This is a genomic window from Sinorhizobium sp. KGO-5 (assembly GCF_036245905.1).
Lineage (GTDB): Bacteria > Pseudomonadota > Alphaproteobacteria > Rhizobiales > Rhizobiaceae > Sinorhizobium > Sinorhizobium meliloti_A.
This window is the reverse complement of record NZ_BDIZ01000002.1, coordinates 933,868-949,236: the sequence shown is the minus strand read 5'-3', so window position 1 is coordinate 949,236 and position 15,369 is coordinate 933,868. Positions and strand designations below refer to the sequence as shown.

The 15,369-nt window shown below is 61.9% G+C and carries 16 protein-coding genes and 1 pseudogene; all 17 read right to left on the bottom strand.

The window, feature by feature from the left end; translation table 11 throughout:
- Positions 1 to 460: 460 nt before the first annotated feature.
- Positions 461 to 790 (bottom strand): hypothetical protein, encoded by a 330-nt coding sequence (locus BHD07_RS13840; RefSeq protein WP_338280820.1) that lies wholly within the window; start codon positions 788 to 790, stop codon positions 461 to 463.
- Entirely contained in the window at positions 774 to 1,037 is a 264-nt protein-coding gene (ccoS, locus tag BHD07_RS13835; protein WP_338280818.1) for a cbb3-type cytochrome oxidase assembly protein CcoS, read from the bottom strand. The genes BHD07_RS13840 and ccoS (BHD07_RS13835) overlap by 17 nt, the downstream gene beginning before the upstream one ends.
- Complete coding sequence (locus tag BHD07_RS13830; RefSeq protein ID WP_338280816.1) at positions 1,034 to 3,301, bottom strand: cation-translocating P-type ATPase; 2,268 nt, start codon at positions 3,299 to 3,301, stop codon at positions 1,034 to 1,036. Before BHD07_RS13830 ends, ccoS (BHD07_RS13835) begins: the two co-directional genes overlap by 4 nt.
- A 2-nt stretch (positions 3,302 to 3,303) precedes the next feature.
- Entirely contained in the window at positions 3,304 to 4,110 is an 807-nt protein-coding gene (locus BHD07_RS13825; protein ID WP_338280814.1) for a DUF2189 domain-containing protein, read from the bottom strand.
- Positions 4,111 to 4,137: 27 nt separating this feature from the next.
- Positions 4,138 to 4,329: a hypothetical protein gene (locus BHD07_RS13820; RefSeq protein WP_127712324.1), complete on the bottom strand. Its 192-nt coding sequence runs from the start codon at positions 4,327 to 4,329 to the stop codon at positions 4,138 to 4,140.
- Positions 4,329 to 5,210 (bottom strand): cytochrome-c oxidase, cbb3-type subunit III, encoded by an 882-nt coding sequence (gene ccoP, locus BHD07_RS13815; RefSeq protein WP_338280811.1) that lies wholly within the window; start codon positions 5,208 to 5,210, stop codon positions 4,329 to 4,331. The genes BHD07_RS13820 and ccoP (BHD07_RS13815) overlap by 1 nt, the downstream gene beginning before the upstream one ends.
- Positions 5,201 to 5,371: a cbb3-type cytochrome c oxidase subunit 3 gene (locus BHD07_RS13810; protein ID WP_100673587.1), complete on the bottom strand. Its 171-nt coding sequence runs from the start codon at positions 5,369 to 5,371 to the stop codon at positions 5,201 to 5,203. Before BHD07_RS13810 ends, ccoP (BHD07_RS13815) begins: the two co-directional genes overlap by 10 nt.
- Positions 5,372 to 5,392: 21 nt before the next feature.
- Positions 5,393 to 6,145: a cytochrome-c oxidase, cbb3-type subunit II gene (ccoO, locus tag BHD07_RS13805; protein ID WP_338280808.1), complete on the bottom strand. Its 753-nt coding sequence runs from the start codon at positions 6,143 to 6,145 to the stop codon at positions 5,393 to 5,395.
- Positions 6,146 to 6,149: 4 nt separating this feature from the next.
- The gene (gene ccoN / locus BHD07_RS13800; protein ID WP_127712321.1) at positions 6,150 to 7,805 is read right to left on the bottom strand and encodes a cytochrome-c oxidase, cbb3-type subunit I; all 1,656 of its coding nucleotides are present in this window, start codon (positions 7,803 to 7,805) and stop codon (positions 6,150 to 6,152) included.
- Between the two features lie 293 nt (positions 7,806 to 8,098).
- A complete protein-coding gene (locus tag BHD07_RS13795) occupies positions 8,099 to 8,779 on the bottom strand; it encodes a Crp/Fnr family transcriptional regulator (RefSeq protein ID WP_338280806.1) in 681 nt (226 codons plus the stop codon).
- A gap of 82 nt (positions 8,780 to 8,861) precedes the next feature.
- Positions 8,862 to 9,020: pseudogene (gene ccoS, locus BHD07_RS13790) on the bottom strand (cbb3-type cytochrome oxidase assembly protein CcoS); the annotation flags it as partial.
- Positions 9,017 to 11,290 (bottom strand): cation-translocating P-type ATPase, encoded by a 2,274-nt coding sequence (locus tag BHD07_RS13785; RefSeq protein ID WP_338280804.1) that lies wholly within the window; start codon positions 11,288 to 11,290, stop codon positions 9,017 to 9,019. The pseudogene ccoS (BHD07_RS13790) and the gene BHD07_RS13785, both read right to left, overlap by 4 nt.
- Entirely contained in the window at positions 11,287 to 11,790 is a 504-nt protein-coding gene (locus BHD07_RS13780) for a FixH family protein (RefSeq protein ID WP_338280802.1), read from the bottom strand. The genes BHD07_RS13785 and BHD07_RS13780 overlap by 4 nt, the downstream gene beginning before the upstream one ends.
- Positions 11,787 to 13,361, bottom strand: a complete 1,575-nt coding sequence (ccoG, locus tag BHD07_RS13775; RefSeq protein ID WP_338280799.1) for a cytochrome c oxidase accessory protein CcoG — start codon at positions 13,359 to 13,361, stop codon at positions 11,787 to 11,789. The genes BHD07_RS13780 and ccoG overlap by 4 nt, the downstream gene beginning before the upstream one ends.
- A gap of 230 nt (positions 13,362 to 13,591) precedes the next feature.
- Positions 13,592 to 14,461, bottom strand: a complete 870-nt coding sequence (ccoP, locus tag BHD07_RS13770; protein WP_324765270.1) for a cytochrome-c oxidase, cbb3-type subunit III — start codon at positions 14,459 to 14,461, stop codon at positions 13,592 to 13,594.
- A 3-nt stretch (positions 14,462 to 14,464) separates the two neighbouring features.
- Positions 14,465 to 14,617 carry a cbb3-type cytochrome c oxidase subunit 3 gene (locus tag BHD07_RS13765; protein WP_102763113.1) on the bottom strand — a complete coding sequence of 51 codons (153 nt, stop codon included), beginning with the start codon at positions 14,615 to 14,617 and terminating at the stop codon, positions 14,465 to 14,467.
- A gap of 12 nt (positions 14,618 to 14,629) precedes the next feature.
- Positions 14,630 to 15,361 (bottom strand): cytochrome-c oxidase, cbb3-type subunit II, encoded by a 732-nt coding sequence (gene ccoO / locus BHD07_RS13760; RefSeq protein WP_127712314.1) that lies wholly within the window; start codon positions 15,359 to 15,361, stop codon positions 14,630 to 14,632.
- Positions 15,362 to 15,369: the final 8 nt, after the last annotated feature.

The window sequence follows — 15,369 nt, the reverse complement described above, 5'->3', positions numbered from 1 at the left end:
ACAGGCCGCATCCGAGGATACAGCACTCGGCCAGCCTGTCGTGATCGCGGCCGCCAGGGTCAGTGTCGGAGTGGCTTGCCCCCGTAATGCAGAGGGGATCGCCGAAGGGATCCAATTGTCGGACAACCGGTCCTTGACCGGCAAAAGCGTGGACAACGGACTGCAGGACGAGCATGCAGGCGGCGACCAGCGCCAGCCCTCGGCTCAATCCCGTTCGTCGTCTCGCCATCGTCCATTCTCCATTCGGGCGCAGCACTCGATGCAGCAAATAGACGAGCCTGTTGGAACAATCCTTGTTCCAGATCAACAAACGCGGGGTCGGAGAGATAAGCGCAGTTATTCGCGGATCAGCTGGCCGCATTCGCCCTAACGATTGGCGTTTACCGCCGACGCTTTGGCAACAGCGATAAAACCAGCGTCGCAATAGGTCCGGTTTCAAGCGACGCGATAGCCGTGGTGATCAAGGCCCGACTTGTCTAGGCACCCGGATGCCGCGCGTGATGCCGATCGCCGCTCCCAGCGTCCCCCCGGCGACGATCCCCGCAGACCCACCAGCAAGGACTGCAATTAGACAATTGAGGACAGCGGCCCCGAGTCCGGAATTCGACAGGAGAGTGATCCCGGCGACGAGGCCGACTAGACCGCCGATCGCGCCAAGGGCAATTGCAAACAAGGTCACGGACTCCGAAGGATCAATCTGGCGGTCCGGCATGTCGTTCTGTTTCGAACTTGACCTCTCCACAGCTTGCTCCGGGGAGCGGTTGTCCATGTGTTCATCCGTGTTTGGCATTGGATCCTCCGGGGTGCAGCGTCGCTTCATCGTCTTCTTTCGGTCCAGAACGCTGGCCTGTGCTGGCGGTTCCGTCCCTGGCCGGGTCCGCCGGCGGCCCTTCGTCTTCCTTATCGTCCAACAGGACTCTTTCAGCCGCCCCGTCCAGGTCCTCATATTGACCCGCACGCAGCGACCAGAGAAATGCCAGCAGTCCGACAGCGCCCATCGCCAATGCCACCGGTATAAGAACGGCAAGATAGTTCATGGCTTTGCCGTGACTGGTTTGGTCGCCCGGAAAAAGCGCGGGCCCTTTCTAACCTTTGCACGGAGGCGCAGCGCGTTTCCAACGACGACGATCGAGGACAAGGACATGGCCAGCGCCGCAGCGAGCGGCGTGACCAGTCCTGCGATTGCGAAGGGCACGCTGACGATATTGTAGGCGACTGCCATTCCGAAGTTCTGGCGGATCAGCACATCGGCCCTGGACGCGGCTTCGATGACTTCTCGGACAGCCAGCAGGCTGTGACCAAGGAACACGAAATCGGACGCGCTTCGTCCGATGTCCGTCGCCGACGACGGGGCGATCGACACGTGTGCGGCGGAAAGAGCCGGCGCGTCGTTGAGACCGTCGCCGATCATCAGCACCTTGCTGCCCGCCTCGGCCAATGACCGGATGGCCTTCACCTTCTCACCGGGAAGTAGCTCGGCCGAGAACTTCTCGATGCCCAACTGCTTGGCGACGGACGAAACCGCGGGTTGGGCATCTCCTGAAACTATCGCTAGTGAATAGCCGGCGGAGCGGAGTGTCTGTACAAGCTCTCGAGCGCCAGGACGGATGGAGTCCTCAAATGCGAAAACCGCTATCGTTTCGCAGTCCTTCGACAGCACGGCTACTGACGCCGCTCCCAGGTCGACCTGCCTTGCATTCGACGCCCACGACGGGCGCCCGAGACGGTAGACCGCATTCCCTGCCCGCCCCTCGATTCCGCAGCCATGAACCTCCTCCAGACTCTCGAACTCCAGAGGGGACCCGGGCCGTCCTGCGCCCGCCATGGCAATGGCCGCGGAGGCGGGATGCCGCGAGACCCTCGCCATCGCCGCGGCCAGAGACAAGAGCCGGGGCTCAATGTCGTCCGCATTGACCAGACGCATCTCGCCGAAGGTCAACGTCCCGGTCTTGTCGAAGAGTACGGTGTCGATTTCGTTCAGTCTCTCGAATGCGGACCCGTCGCGCGCCATGATTCCGCGTTCGAAGAGGCGCCGTGCCGCCACCACCTGTACCATCGGCACGGCAAGTCCAAGGGCGCATGGGCAGGTAATGATCAGCACGGCGATGGCAATGCTGACTGACTTGTGGAGATCTCCGGTTCCGTAAAGCCATGCGAACATGGAAAGGAGGGCGACACCGTGCACGACGGGCGCATACAAGCTTGCGGCGCGATCAGCGATTCGGCGGTAATTGGAGCGCCCGCTCTCGGCAGCCTCCATCATGCGGGTCATCTCGGCCAGGAAAGAACCGTCGGCGGATACGGTCGCCACCAGTGTCAGCGGATTGGCGAGGTTCATCACTCCCGCCTGCAATGCGCTTCCCGGCGCTGCACGCTTCCACTCGCTCTCCCCTGAAACGAGCGAACAATCAAGCTCCGAGGCGCCTTTAACAACAACGCCGTCGACCGGCACGCGCTCGCCGGCGGCGACCAGCAGATGCATGCCAGGCTTGATCTCGGAAAGCGAGACGTAATCAATCGCGCCGTCCGCCCGGATCACATTGGCGCCCCGCGGCGCGAGCCTCGCAAGCGCTCCGACGGCGGAACGCGCCTTGCCCCGCACCAGGTGATCCAGTGCTCGCCCTGCCAGCAGGACGAACAGCAAGGACGTGCTCGCGTCGAAATAGGCATAAGCCGCGTTGTGAAGGGTGTCGTAAACACTCAGGGCGAAGGCAAGGAGAACGCCGACGCTGATCGGAACGTCCATATTGGTGCGGCCGTGCCGCAGCGCCGCCCACGCCGAGCGATAAAAAATCCTGCCGGAATAGACGATCGCCGGCAGAGCGAGCGCGGCCGAGATCAGATGGAAAGCATGGCGCGTCGCGGGATCAGCCCCGGACCAGACCGATACCGAGAGAATCATGATGTTCATCGCCGAGAAGCCGGCAACCGCGAGCGCCTTTAGAAGGGAAGAAAGCACCGGATCCTGGGTGTCCTCCTCAATGGAGGCCAGATGCGAGGCATAGCCGATTTTCACAAGTGCGGCGGTGAAATCCGGGCTCTCGTCGTCATTGCCGCGCCAGTTGATGGTCACGCGCCGGGAGGACAGATTCACTCGTGCGAGTTCCACGCCGGGGAGTTTCCTAAGCACGCCTTCGACGGCAGCGATGCAGGCGGCACAATGCATGTCGGGCAGCGCCAATACGGTTTGGCGAAGGCCGTCGCCGAGATCGCGGCTCGCAAGCCGGATCTCCTCAGCCTGCGGGCTCGTCCGAGGAGCGGCCCCAGCGCTTGCAACGGCTATCCCGGAACAGCAGGACATGACTAGTGCACCGCCTTGTAGGCGTGCCACGTTGCATGCCCGAGCAAGGGGAAGATCACGACCAGACCGATCAGCCCGGTGGCGACGCTTACCAGGAACAGTCCAAGCACAATCGCGCCCCAGACGAGCATCGGACGGAGATTGTTCCAGACAAGCGCCACGCTGATCCCCATTGCCGTGAACGCATCGATGCGCTGGTCCAGAAGCATCGGGATGGAGAACACGCTGATAGCAAAGGAAAAGCCCGCAAAAAGCGCGCCTATGAAAATGCCGACTGCAAGCATGGCCCAACCGGTCGGCGTCGTCAGAAGCAGTTGCGTGACATGCCCTAGGCCCGGAAACGGCCGAACTCCAAAAAACAAGGCATAGATGAGCACGGCCGCACGCATCCAGAGCAGCATGAGCATGCAGAGCAGAAGCCCCGTGAAGAACACCTGGGCCCCGGCCACCGGTCTGACGCGGAGCATGCTCCCAAGAGTGACCGGCTCGGAGCGCTCGAGGCGCGAGCTCTTCAGGTAAAGGCCCGTGGCGAGGAGCGGCGCGATGATCATGAAACCTGCAACGGCGGGGAACAAGAAATAGTCGCGTCCGGTCGCGAAGAGGAGCCAGATGATCAGGAAGGAAACGACGAAGACGGTTATCCCGTAGGTCAGGCTGAGCATCGGGAAAGTGATCAGGTCACGCCAACCTTTCGCCAACCACTCGAAGGGCGCCTGGGCCGGTAAATGGCGCTGCCATTTCGGGTTCCAGGTCTCCTCTATTCCTGAGACCTCGCCTACCCAACGCTGTAACTTTCGAGTTCCAGACATATGTCTCTCCACGGGTACACCATGCCGTCAGCAGGATGATTTTGCGGCCCTGTACTGTCCCGGTGTCGGCCCCGTCTCCTTGAGGTGGGCGACGCATCCGGGATCGCTATCGATCGCGACGTAAAGCATGTGGGCGTTAGCGCCGAGGAAAATCGCCGCAGCAACGAGGCCCCACCAGGCCAGCGTCGATCTGCTTCGTCTGGCAACAACCTTCGTCATCACGGCTTCTCCACGCCCAGCGCGTTGACATAGAGGGCCAGAATCTTGATCTCCGCCGGTGTCAGCCGCTCGTCCCATGTCGGCATGTGGCCCTGGCGTCCGCCATGGACCGACTCGATGATGGTTTGCATCGAGCCGCCATAGATCCAATAGGCATCGGTCAGGTTCGGAGCGCCGACCTCCCGGCTGCCTCTCGCGTCTTCGCCGTGGCAGGCGGCGCAAGTGGTGAGGAACACTTCTCTGCCCGTCTCGATCCGGCCGATGTTCTCCGGCGTGGAGTATTGGGGATTGGTGAGCGAATAGACGTAGGCGGCGACATCACGGACCTGATTGCGTTCGAGCATCTGGTCGCGTCCGAACGAGGGCATCTGCCCGACGCGGCTCTCAGGGTGCCTGGTGTTGATGCCAACCCTCAGGGTCTGCTCAATATCCTCCGGTCCGCCGCCCCAAAGCCAGTCGTCATCGGTCAAATCCGGATAGTTGCTGCGACCCTTTCCGTCGACGCCGTGGCAAACGGCGCAGTTGTCGCCGAAGAGTTGATGGCCGGTTGAGCGCACCGTCGCCATAAGGCGTTCGTCCGCCCTTATCTCGTCGTAGGAGAGCGTATCGATTTGGTTCTCCCAGGTCGCTCTGGCGGCAGCCGCGGCGGTTAGTTTTTCCTCGACAACGTCGCGCTCGTCGATCCCAAGCAGGCCCTTGGTGTAGGTGGTGCCCAGCGGCCACGTGGGCAGCAGAACCCACCAGATAAGCGCGAAGACATGAGTGATGACGAGGAAAAGCAGCACTCCGCGCGGAACCGGGGTGTCGAGCTCCTTGATGCCGTTCCACTCATGCCCGGTGGTCTTCCGGCCGCTGATTGGATCGACTTCTTCTACGTCCATGGCTGATCATCCTTGTCGAGAATCGCCTTCTTGGCGCGATCGAAACGGTCGCGGTTAGCCGGCCAGAACGTGTAGACGATGACGCAGATCGAGAATCCGATGAGATAGAAGAGCCCCCAGCTTTTCGCCGCCTCCACCAGTGTCTCGTGCGTCACGTCCATGACGAATTGTCCCTTTCTCGTTCAATCGGCTGGATCGGGTACCTGTTCCGGCGCTGCCGTGTTTTGGTACGCCGCCTTTGTCAGCCGTCCGAGGACCTGCAGATAGGCGACGAGCGCATCCATTTCCGTGACCCGTGTTGCCACCCCGTCGAAGGCGCTGACCCGGGTCTCCTCGCCATATCGTTCGGTGACGCCCGACGCCTGCTCGCTGTCGGGCATGGCCTGGCCGAAGGCGTCCTGCGCGGCGTTCTCGATCATTTCGTCGGTATAGGGCACTCCGACGCTTCGCTGCGCCTCCAGATGAAGACCGAGGTCATCCAGGCGCAATGGTGTCCGCGCCAGCCAGGCATAGGCCGGCATGTTCGACTCCGGCACGACGTCGCGCGGGTTGGTGAGATGGGCTACATGCCAGAAATCGGAATATTTGCCTCCTACCCTGGCGAGATCCGGTCCGGTTCGCTTCGACCCCCACAGCATCGGGTGATCATATTTGGATTCGACCGCCAGCGAATACGGGCCGTAGCGCTCGACCTCGTCGCGCAGCGTGCGGATCATCTGGCTGTGGCAGGCATAGCAGCCCTCGCGGATATAGATGTTGCGGCCGGCGAGCTCCAGCGGCGTGTAGAGCCGCATGTCCTCGACGTCCTCGACGGTCTCGTCAATTGTGAACAGCGGAGCGATCTCCACGATGCCGCCGACACTGGCCGCCAGAATGATCGCCAGCACGAAACCGATCGCCGTCCGCTCGAGCTTTCGATGGATAAGTTCGCGCATGATCCTACTCCGCCGGTCCCGTTGCCGCGCCTTTCGGCAATGGCGCGGCGACCGGAACGTCGTCGTGCCGTTCAGCCAGCACAGGGACGCCGCGAACGGTCATCCAGATGTTGTAGGTGGCGACAACGGCTCCGATCAGGAACAGCAGGCCGCCGAAGGCGCGTGCAATGTAGTAGGGGTACATCGCCACCAGGGAATCCACGAAGGAATAGGCGAGCGTCCCCTCCCCGGTATAGGTCCGCCACATCAGGCCCTGAATGATGCCCGAGTTCCACATTGCGAAGACGTAGATCACGGTGCCGGCGAAGGCGAGCCAGAAATGGACTTCAACGAGGGCTGCCGAATACATCCTCTCGCGCTTCCAGATCGCCGGCACGAGCGTGTAGAGCGAACCGTAGGTGATCAACGCCACCCAGCCCAGGGCCCCTGCGTGGACATGGCCGACTGTCCAGTCGGTGTAGTGCGAAAGCGAATTGACGGGACGGACCGCGAGGAAAGATCCCTCGAAGGTCGACAGGCCGTAAAAGAAGGCGGCCATCATAATGAAGCGCAGCGTCGCGTCGTCGCGAACCTTGTGCCAGGCGCCGTTCAGGGTCAGCAGCGCGTTGCCGGCCGATGCCCATGAGGGAACAAGCAGCATCACAGAGAATGTCATGCCGAGGTTCTGCACCCAATGTGGCAGGGCCGTATAATGAAGGTGGTGCGAGCCGGCCCACATGTAGAAGAAGGTTATGCCCCAAAAGCTGAGGATAGACAGCCGATAGGAAAAGATGGGCCGCTCGGCACGCTTCGGCAGGTAGTAATAGAGCATCGCCAGGAAGCCTGCCGTCAGGAAGAAAGCGACCGCATTGTGCCCGTACCACCACTGCACCATCGAGTCCTGCACGCCCGCCCAGATCGTGTAGCTCTTGGCATGCCCCAGGGAGACCGGAACTGTCAGGTTGTTGATGATGTGCAGGATCGCCACGACCACGATGAAGGCCATGTAGTACCAGTTGGCGACGTAGATGTGAGGCTCCCTGCGCCGCGCCAGCGTCCGGATGTAGAGGATGAAATAGGTGACCCAGACGATGACGAGCCAGAGGTCGGCATACCATTCTGCCTCGGCATATTCCTTCGACTGCGTGACGCCCATGAAATAGCCGGTCACGGCCAGAATGCAGAAGAGATTGTAGCCGAACAGCACGAACCATGGGCTGAGTTGGTCCGCCAGCCGGGCGCGCGAGGTCCTTTGAACCACGTGGAACGAGGTTGCGATCAGGGCGTTGCCGCCGAACCCGAAAATTACCCCGGTCGTGTGGGCCGGCCTGATCCGCCCGAAGCTCGCCCAGGCGGTATCGAAATTGAGGCTAGGCCAGGCGAGCTGCGCGGCGGCCCAGACTCCGACGAACATGCCGAAGATCGCCCAAAACAACGTGAACCAGACGCCGACCTTGATGGGATCGTCGTAGTAGCGGGAGATTCGCGACGGATCCGGCGGAGGTCCGAACGAGCTCGACATTATAACATACAGCAGGCCGAGGCTGTATAAGAGGACAATCGCGCCATGTACTCCGAGCGGGTCGAACCGGCCTGCTGCCGCCATGGCTATGCCCACAATAGCCAGGACGAGCAATATTGCCGCGGCTCGATCCCGTTCTCGCGTCGTCAACTGTCCCATGAAGTTGCTCCCTCGTCATGAACAGCCCCTAGCAACGAGCATCTATCCCCCAAGGGGGACAAATCAAGGCTTCTGTCGATCTTTGCCGATCGCATCCAGGGCTTGAAGTCGATGCTTGACGGCACGGCACATGGTTCCCCATCCTCGCGCGACGCGGATAGCGAAACCAAGCATCCGCAGCCTTCTGGAACCGGACCATGTCTTACCGGAAGATGTATTGTGTCAACTCCTCAATTATCAGTAAATTAAACGTTGTGCGTGTATTTTCGGATCGGTCGTGCTGCTGCTCCGGCTTAGATCCGCTCCAGCTCGTGCCGGTCGTGAATCTCGATCATCCGACCCTTTACGGTGACCCCGGACTGGCGCAGCGTCGAAAAGGCGCGTGACAGGGCTTCCGGGGCCAGGCCAAGCTTCCCCGCAAGCACGTACTTCTGGAACGGCAAGCGGAACGAGAAGCTTGTGGTGGTGCCGTTTGGACAATGGCTGAGGATGTAGCTTGCAACGCGCTGCGTAGCGGTGAGCAGGCGATCTTGTGCGAGCAGGTCTTCCGTTATATTGCCTCGATGGCAGAGATGCTCGATGAAAGCCTGCGCCACATCGGGGTCTGCGGCGGCAAATTGGCGAAGCTTGGCACTGTCAATGCGCGCAATGTTGGATGCTTCGGCAGCCTCCGCGCTGGCGGTGGCACGCCCCAGGTACATGACGTTCTCGGCAAACATTTCGCCTTTGGAGAACACCGCCACATCGGCCTCGCGCCCGTCTTTTCCAACGCGGTAGAGGCGGATCAGACCTGAAAGTACAAAGAACACGTCGTCGATGCTGTCGCCCTTGTGGAAGAGGATATCGTGCTCCTCGTAGGTGGATAGCCTCGTGTCCTCGATAATGGCGTCGACGGTGGAGCACGGCAGCCGTCCGAAGAAGCGCGAACTCAGGAAGGTCGTCCTATCGCTCGAAGTCAATTGCAGCGTCTTCATTGCGAATGTCCCAATAAACCTGCCATCAGTCTAGCGCTATGCCGGTTTCGGTAAGTTGATCTTGGTCAAATAGCTGGAAAGGCCGGCTCGATTCACCCTTGCGATCTCCGTCGTCGAGTACGCGCCAGGAGGCTCCGTCGAGGTCCTCGTACTGTCCGCTCTTGAGCGCCCACAGAAATGCGACCAGCCCCAGACCACCGAGACTGAGTGCGATTGGAATGAGATAGATGAGGGTGTTCATGAGGTCACCGCGTCTGAATGCATCAATGTGGATGGCGTCGCGGCCTTACCGGCGGCAAGGCTGCGCTTCAGTCTCAGAGCATTGAAGACCACCACGAGCGACGAGGTGGACATAGCGACAGCGGCAACAAGCGGAGTTGCGTACCCAAGAATGGCGATCGGCACGGCGATGACGTTGTAGCCAATCGCCAGCACGAAGTTCTGCCTGATAAGTCGTCCGGCGTGCCGCGAAGTCTCGATGGCGAAGGGAACTGCCGAAAGGGCCTCATGCATAAAGACGAAGTCGGCAGCCTGGCGCCCTACATCGGCGGCAGTCGCCGGAGCCATGGAAACGTGTGCCGCACGCAGAACCGGCGCGTCGTTTATGCCGTCCCCCACTACCAGGGCCTTGTGACCTGCCTCGGCGGCAGCGGCGCATGCCTCGACTTTTTCGCGTGGCGAGAGTTCGGAATGCCAGTTCGAAATCCCCAAACTCCTGGCGAGGGCTGCGACCACAGACTCCCGGTCGCCGGATAGGATTCCCGTCGCAATGTCCAGGCGGCCAAGGGCTTCGATCGATTCGCGCGACGCGGGGCGCGGCCGATCCTCGAACCGGAAGCAGGCAAGCTCAAGAAAATCCAACGACAGGATTGCCTCCGATTGCCCGCCATCGGAGCCCGGATCGCCGACCGCAAAGCCGCGGCTTCCGAGCCGATAGACGCCGTCCGTGGTCTTCACTTCGATGCCGGCGCCGGGAATTTCCCGGATATCGCCAGCAAGCGCAGGGATTGCCCCTGCCGAATTCTGAATCGCTATTGCGATCGGATGGCGCGAATGCACCGCGATAGCCGCCGCAATCGCGAGCCGACCCCCTGCGATTTCGTGCGCATTCACGAGCCGTGGTCTGCCGATGGTCAGCGTGCCGGTCTTATCCAGGAGCACCGAGTCGATCTCAGAGAGACGCTCCATCGCCGTGCCATCCTTGACCATGACACCGCCTTGGAACAGCCGCCCGGCCGCAACGACCTGGACGACGGGAACCGCGAGACCAAGAGCGCAGGGGCATGTGATGATGAGCACCGCCACTGCGATCAGCATGGCATGGTGGACATCTCCCTCCACTAGCATCCAGCCGACAAAGGTCAGGAGCGCCAGCAGATGGACGGCCGGCGAGTAATAGCGGGCAGCGCGGTCGGCTATGCGTCGGTAGCGCGCCCTGCCCCCTTCGGCAGCCTCCATCAATCCGATGATTTCGGCGATGAACGAGTCGCGCGACGCGGCGGTCGTCTCCAGCGTGAGCGGTCCGGTGAGGTTGAGCGTGCCGGCCTGAACCGTGTCCCCTGTGGCGACCACGGTCGGCGAGCTCTCGCCGTTGACCACGGAGCGATCGAGGTCGCTTGTCCCGGACAGCACCCGTCCATCGACGGGGATACGCTCGCCAGCCGCGACAATCAGGCGTTCGCCTGGCTTGATCTCGTCGACGGCGCGGTACTCGCGCGAGCCATCCGGATGGACAATCGTGGCCCCGCGCGGAGACAAGCGTGCGAGACCGCTGATCGCCGTTCGTGCACGGCCCCGCATCATGTGATCGAGCGTACGGCCGATCAGCAGGAAGAACAGCAAGGTCACGGATGCATCGAACCAGGCATGTTCGCCATGACCAATCGTCTCGTAGAGCGACATGCCATAGGAAAGGCTGACGGCGAGCGCGATCGGCACATCCATGTTGGTTCGGCCGTGGCGAATGGCGTTCCATGCCGACTCGTAGAAAAAGCGGCCAGCATAGATCAGCGCTGGTCCGGCGATCAGCGCCGAGATCCAGTGGAAGAGATCGCGGGTGGCCGCATCCGCCCCAGACCAGACTGACACGGAGAGCAGCATGATATTGGTTGCGGCGAATCCGGAAACGGCAACCGCGAGGATCAACTGCTTCAGCAGGTCGTCGCCCTCGTCCCCGCCGGGCGAAAAGAGGTGTGTCTGATAACCACGCTCAGCGATGGCATGCAAGAAGTCACAGGGATCGGTGCGACGACCGCCAACCTCCTCCTTCCAGACGATTGAAACCCGACGGGAGGAGAGATTGACGCGGGCGCGTTCGACTTCGGGCTTGGCGTGCAGCGCTCCTTCGATCGTGGCGATGCAGGCACCGCAACAGGCATCGGGGACGCTCAGCTCCGACTGACGCAACCCGCCTCCGAGGTCCCGGCTCGCAAGCCAAAGTTCCTCGGAGACGGGCGACGCCTGCCCTCCTTCGGCAAGCATGGTTGCCGCACCAACGGCGCAGCAGCTCATTTGTCACCTCCCTCTGCGATGAAGCGGATCGTCTGGCGGTGAACCACCGCATCCCCCGCCATGGCCGTAATGGCGGCGATCCATTGACCGGGCTTCAACTCCTCAGCCAATGCAAAAGCGCCCTCGCCCCGCGGACGGAGCTCGACGCGAAGGTCCTCATGCTCCTCAACCGGTCGTTTGAGAACGGCGATTACCTTGTCGATTTGTCGGTCCGGTTCTCCGTTGCGGGTAAGGACGTAGCGGATTGCGCGGGGTTCGGCCGTCAGTCGTCCCTTGATGCCGCTTGCCTGAAAGGCGCGGCCCTCAGCCACCTTGCCGTTGAATTGCTGGCTGGCGACGTAGGTGTTCTCGACGACAAGGCCGCTCCAGCTTCGGCTGGCGTTCCAAGCCATGACGAGGTTGACGGAGATGATGGTGCCGAAGAAGAGGCCCATGACCGCCACCATGTGCCAACCGGTGAATCCGCGCTCCGGGCCGCGCTGTTTCGTTGTCGTGCTCATCGTCTTGCTGCTCCCGGGAGATTAAAATTGGCCTGATACACATCGCGTTCGTGGCTGGACGGATCCTCCGCGATGAGGGAGAAGCCCTCTTCCGCTTCGGCGAGTCTACCCTTCGGCAACGTGACGAAGACCTTGAGTGGGGTGACCTTGTCCGGCTCGACGCCGATCGTGATGCTGCGCCCGTCGCCGGTCGCCTGGCCGGCCACGCGCATGGTGGCGGCGGGCATACCCTCGATGGTCAGGCTGATGGTACGCTGTTCGGGGATCATGTTGAGCAGCTTGACCATATAGCCGTTGCGCACCGAGCCGTCGGATTCTACGACGAACTGGGGGTTGCGGTCGTGCAGGACGTTCAGTTCCAATCGGTCGCGCGCCAGCAGGCCGAAAAGAAGACCGAGTCCGACAATCGCCCAGACGCCGAAATAGACGAGAACGCGGGGCCGGAAGACGATGCGCCAGTTGAGATGCCGCACCTTGTCACGGAAGGCGCCATTGGCGTCGCGCACGCGGGTCGGGTCGATCTCCGCAGTCCCGCCGCTGGTCGCAAGGGCCATATTGGCGGCATAGTCGCTGAGCGTCGCGTACGAGATCAGCCCGCGCTCGCGGCCGAGCTTGTCCATCACGCCGTCGCAGGCGTCGATGCAGAGGGCGCAGGTGATGCATTCGAGCTGCTGGCCATCGCGAATGTCGATGCCCATGGGACAGACGGCGACGCAGGCGTTGCACTCGACGCAATCCCCGACGACTTCGCCGGCAGCCGCCGCCTTCTTCGCATGCCGCGAGCGCGGTTCCCCCCGCCAGTCGTTGTAAGTGACGACGAGCGAGTTCTCGTCCAGCATGGCCGCCTGGATGCGCGGCCATGGGCACATGTAGGTGCAGACCTGCTCGCGCATCAGTCCGCCGAAGACATAGGTCGTCGCGGTCAGAATGCCGATCGTGGTATAGGCGACCGGCGGCGCATCGAGCGCGACCAGGCTCGCCAAAAGCGAGGGCGCATCGGCGAAATAGAATATCCACGCACCGCCGGTCGCAACCCCGATCGCCAGCCAGACGGAATGCTTGGCCATGCGCTTGCGGATTTTGTCGAAGCTCCACGCTCCAGCGTCGAGGCGCATGCGCGCGTTGCGGTCGCCCTCGATGAAGCGCTCGACGACGAGGAAAAGGTCGACCCAGACGGTCTGCGGGCAGGCATAGCCGCACCAGGCCCGCCCGACCGCCGAAGTCACCAGGAAGAGACCGAAGCCCGCCATGACGAGGAGCCCCGCAACGAAGAAGAACTCCTGCGGCCAAATCTCTATGAAGAAGAAATAGAAACGCCGGGAAGCGAGGTCGATAAGGACTGCCTGATCCGGCGCATGCGCCCCGCGGTCCCAACGGATCCACGGCGTCAGATAGTAGATGCCGAGCGTCACCAGCATCACCAGCCACTTGAACCGGCGGAAGCGACCCTCGGTCCTCTTCGGGAAGATCTTCCGACGCTTCTCGTAGAGCGGCCCTCGCACGCGCGCGGCATTGACCGCTTCGGCATCGAGCCGTTCGACTGAAGCTTTGGTTATCGGCTGGTGGAGCATGCAGGCAGGTCCCGGCGGTGGTTTCGCTTGTGAGGCGACCTTTGCCGATGTGCACTCCGGTCACCTTGATCTGCATCAAGTCCGCGCTCGGATGCCGAACGTTGCGGTGGGCACCCCACGGGCTTTGAACGGGCCGGTCTCCCCTGCCCGTAGACGAACGAAAGCTTGCCACCCCACCCGTGACCAGGAAAATCGGCCGCACGCGTGCACGGCCAATCGGTCGTGGACCTCTACTCGCCGCCGCCGAGCGAGTGGACGAACACCGCGAGCTGCTTGACGGCGTGGTCGCCGAGGCGCGGCAGCCATGCGGGCATCACGCCATGCTTCGGCGTCTTCATCTGCGCGATGACCGCCTGCTCGCCCTCGCCCTTGAGCCAGATCGCATCGGCGAGGTTGGGTGCTCCCATCTCACGGTTTCCTTTCGCGTCTGCGCCATGGCAGGAAGCGCAATTGTCGGCGAAGACCTGCTTGCCCTGCTCGACGAGGTGCGGTTGCGACGGTGCCTGAGTGAGGCTCACGACGTAGGCGGCCGTCTGCTGCATCTGCTCTGGCGTCAGCATGTCGCCGAAGGGCGGCATCTCCGAAACCCGTGTCTCCCCGTCGGGGGCGTGGCGAACCCCATGAGCTATGGTCTGATAAATTTCTTCCGGCTTGCCGCCCCAGAGCCAGTCGTCGTCATTGAGATTCGGGAAGCCCTGCCCGCCCGCAGCCCCCGAGCCGTGGCACTGGGCGCAGTTCACCTTGAAGACGGAAGCCCCGGCTGAAACGGCGAATTTCTGCAGTTGCGGATTTGCGATGATCTCCTCGACCGAGCTCGATGCGATCTGCTCCAGGTTGCCGGCCTGTGCAGCCCTGGCAGCGTTCAGTTCGACGCTGACTTCGGCGCGACTCGAATAGCCGAGCACGCCCTTGGTCGCCTCCGTCAGCATAGGCCACGAGGGATAGGCGATCGCATAGCCGATCGCCCAGATGACCGTGGCATAAAAGCTGTAGACCCACCAGCGCGGCATCGGATTATTGAGTTCGCGGATGCCGTCCCACTCATGCCCGGTGGTTTCTACGCCGCTGACCTCGTCGACGTGCTTGTGCTTGTCGGCCATAGATCAGTCCTCCTTCAGCGGGATGACAGACGCCTGAGCGGCAGCCTTCTTGGCGCCGGGGCGGAAGATGAAAAAAACGACACCGAGGAAGAACAACGTCATCGCGAGCAATCCCCAGCTATCAGCAAAATGGCGCATGGCCGTGTACGTTTCCATGTTGCCTCCTTCTCAGCGATAGCCGGCGGCGTCGTCGTAGGTGGAGAAGTCGACGAGCGTGCCCAGCATCTGGAGATAGGCGACGAGCGCATCCATCTCCGTAAGCCTTTGCGGATCACCGTCGAAGTCGCCGAGCTTGGCCTTGGGATAGCGTGCCTCCACGCCCGAACCGTCGGCATTCGGATCGGCCTGGGCCTTAAGGTCCGCAGCCGCGTTTCCGATCATCTCGTCGGTGTAGGGGACCCCGACAGCTCTGTTCGCCTTAAGGCTCATGGCAATATTCGTCACCTCGAGCGGTGTCTCCTTCAGGAACGCATAGCTCGGCATTACAGATTCCGGTACGACTGAGCGGGGCTCGATCATGTGCTGGACATGCCATTCATTGGAATAGCGGTCGCCGACGCGGGCGAGATCCGGTCCGGTTCGCTTGGAACCCCATTGAAAGGGATGGTCGTACATCGACTCCGCCGCCAACGAGTAATGGCCGTACCGCTCCACCTCATCACGGAAAGGACGGATCATCTGGCTGTGACAGACGTAGCATCCCTCGCGGATGTAGATGTCTCGGCCGGCAAGCTCAAGCGGGGAGTATGGCCGCATGCCCTCGACTTTCTCGATGGTGTTTTCGAGATAGAAGAGCGGCGCGATTTCGACGATTCCGCCGATGGAAACGACCAGGAGCGAGCCTATCAGCAGCAGCGTGGCATTGCGCTCGAGTATCGCGTGTTTGTCGAGAATGGACATAGTCTTTG

Excerpts from the sequence above, each read along its gene's own strand:
- BHD07_RS13810 (WP_100673587.1), bottom strand. The coding sequence starts at position 5,371 with ATGGACGTGACGCACGAGACACTGGTGGAGGCGGCGAAAAGCTGGGGG.
- ccoO (WP_338280808.1), bottom strand. The coding sequence starts at position 6,145 with ATGCGCGAACTTATCCATCGAAAGCTCGAGCGGACGGCGATCGGTTTC.
- ccoP (WP_338280811.1), bottom strand. The coding sequence starts at position 5,210 with ATGGACGTAGAAGAAGTCGATCCAATCAGCGGCCGGAAGACCACCGGG.
- BHD07_RS13820 (WP_127712324.1), bottom strand. The coding sequence starts at position 4,329 with ATGACGAAGGTTGTTGCCAGACGAAGCAGATCGACGCTGGCCTGGTGG.
- BHD07_RS13840 (WP_338280820.1), bottom strand. The coding sequence starts at position 790 with ATGCCAAACACGGATGAACACATGGACAACCGCTCCCCGGAGCAAGCT.
- ccoP (WP_324765270.1), bottom strand. The coding sequence starts at position 14,461 with ATGGCCGACAAGCACAAGCACGTCGACGAGGTCAGCGGCGTAGAAACC.
- ccoO (WP_127712314.1), bottom strand. The coding sequence starts at position 15,361 with ATGTCCATTCTCGACAAACACGCGATACTCGAGCGCAATGCCACGCTG.
- BHD07_RS13795 (WP_338280806.1), bottom strand. The coding sequence starts at position 8,779 with ATGAAGACGCTGCAATTGACTTCGAGCGATAGGACGACCTTCCTGAGT.
- BHD07_RS13785 (WP_338280804.1), bottom strand. The coding sequence starts at position 11,290 with ATGAGCTGCTGCGCCGTTGGTGCGGCAACCATGCTTGCCGAAGGAGGG.
- BHD07_RS13765 (WP_102763113.1), bottom strand. The coding sequence starts at position 14,617 with ATGGAAACGTACACGGCCATGCGCCATTTTGCTGATAGCTGGGGATTG.
- ccoG (WP_338280799.1), bottom strand. The coding sequence starts at position 13,361 with ATGCTCCACCAGCCGATAACCAAAGCTTCAGTCGAACGGCTCGATGCC.
- BHD07_RS13825 (WP_338280814.1), bottom strand. The coding sequence starts at position 4,110 with ATGTCTGGAACTCGAAAGTTACAGCGTTGGGTAGGCGAGGTCTCAGGA.
- ccoN (WP_127712321.1), bottom strand. The coding sequence starts at position 7,805 with ATGGGACAGTTGACGACGCGAGAACGGGATCGAGCCGCGGCAATATTG.
- ccoS (WP_338280818.1), bottom strand. The coding sequence starts at position 1,037 with ATGAACTATCTTGCCGTTCTTATACCGGTGGCATTGGCGATGGGCGCT.
- BHD07_RS13780 (WP_338280802.1), bottom strand. The coding sequence starts at position 11,790 with ATGAGCACGACAACGAAACAGCGCGGCCCGGAGCGCGGATTCACCGGT.
- BHD07_RS13830 (WP_338280816.1), bottom strand. The coding sequence starts at position 3,301 with ATGTCCTGCTGTTCCGGGATAGCCGTTGCAAGCGCTGGGGCCGCTCCT.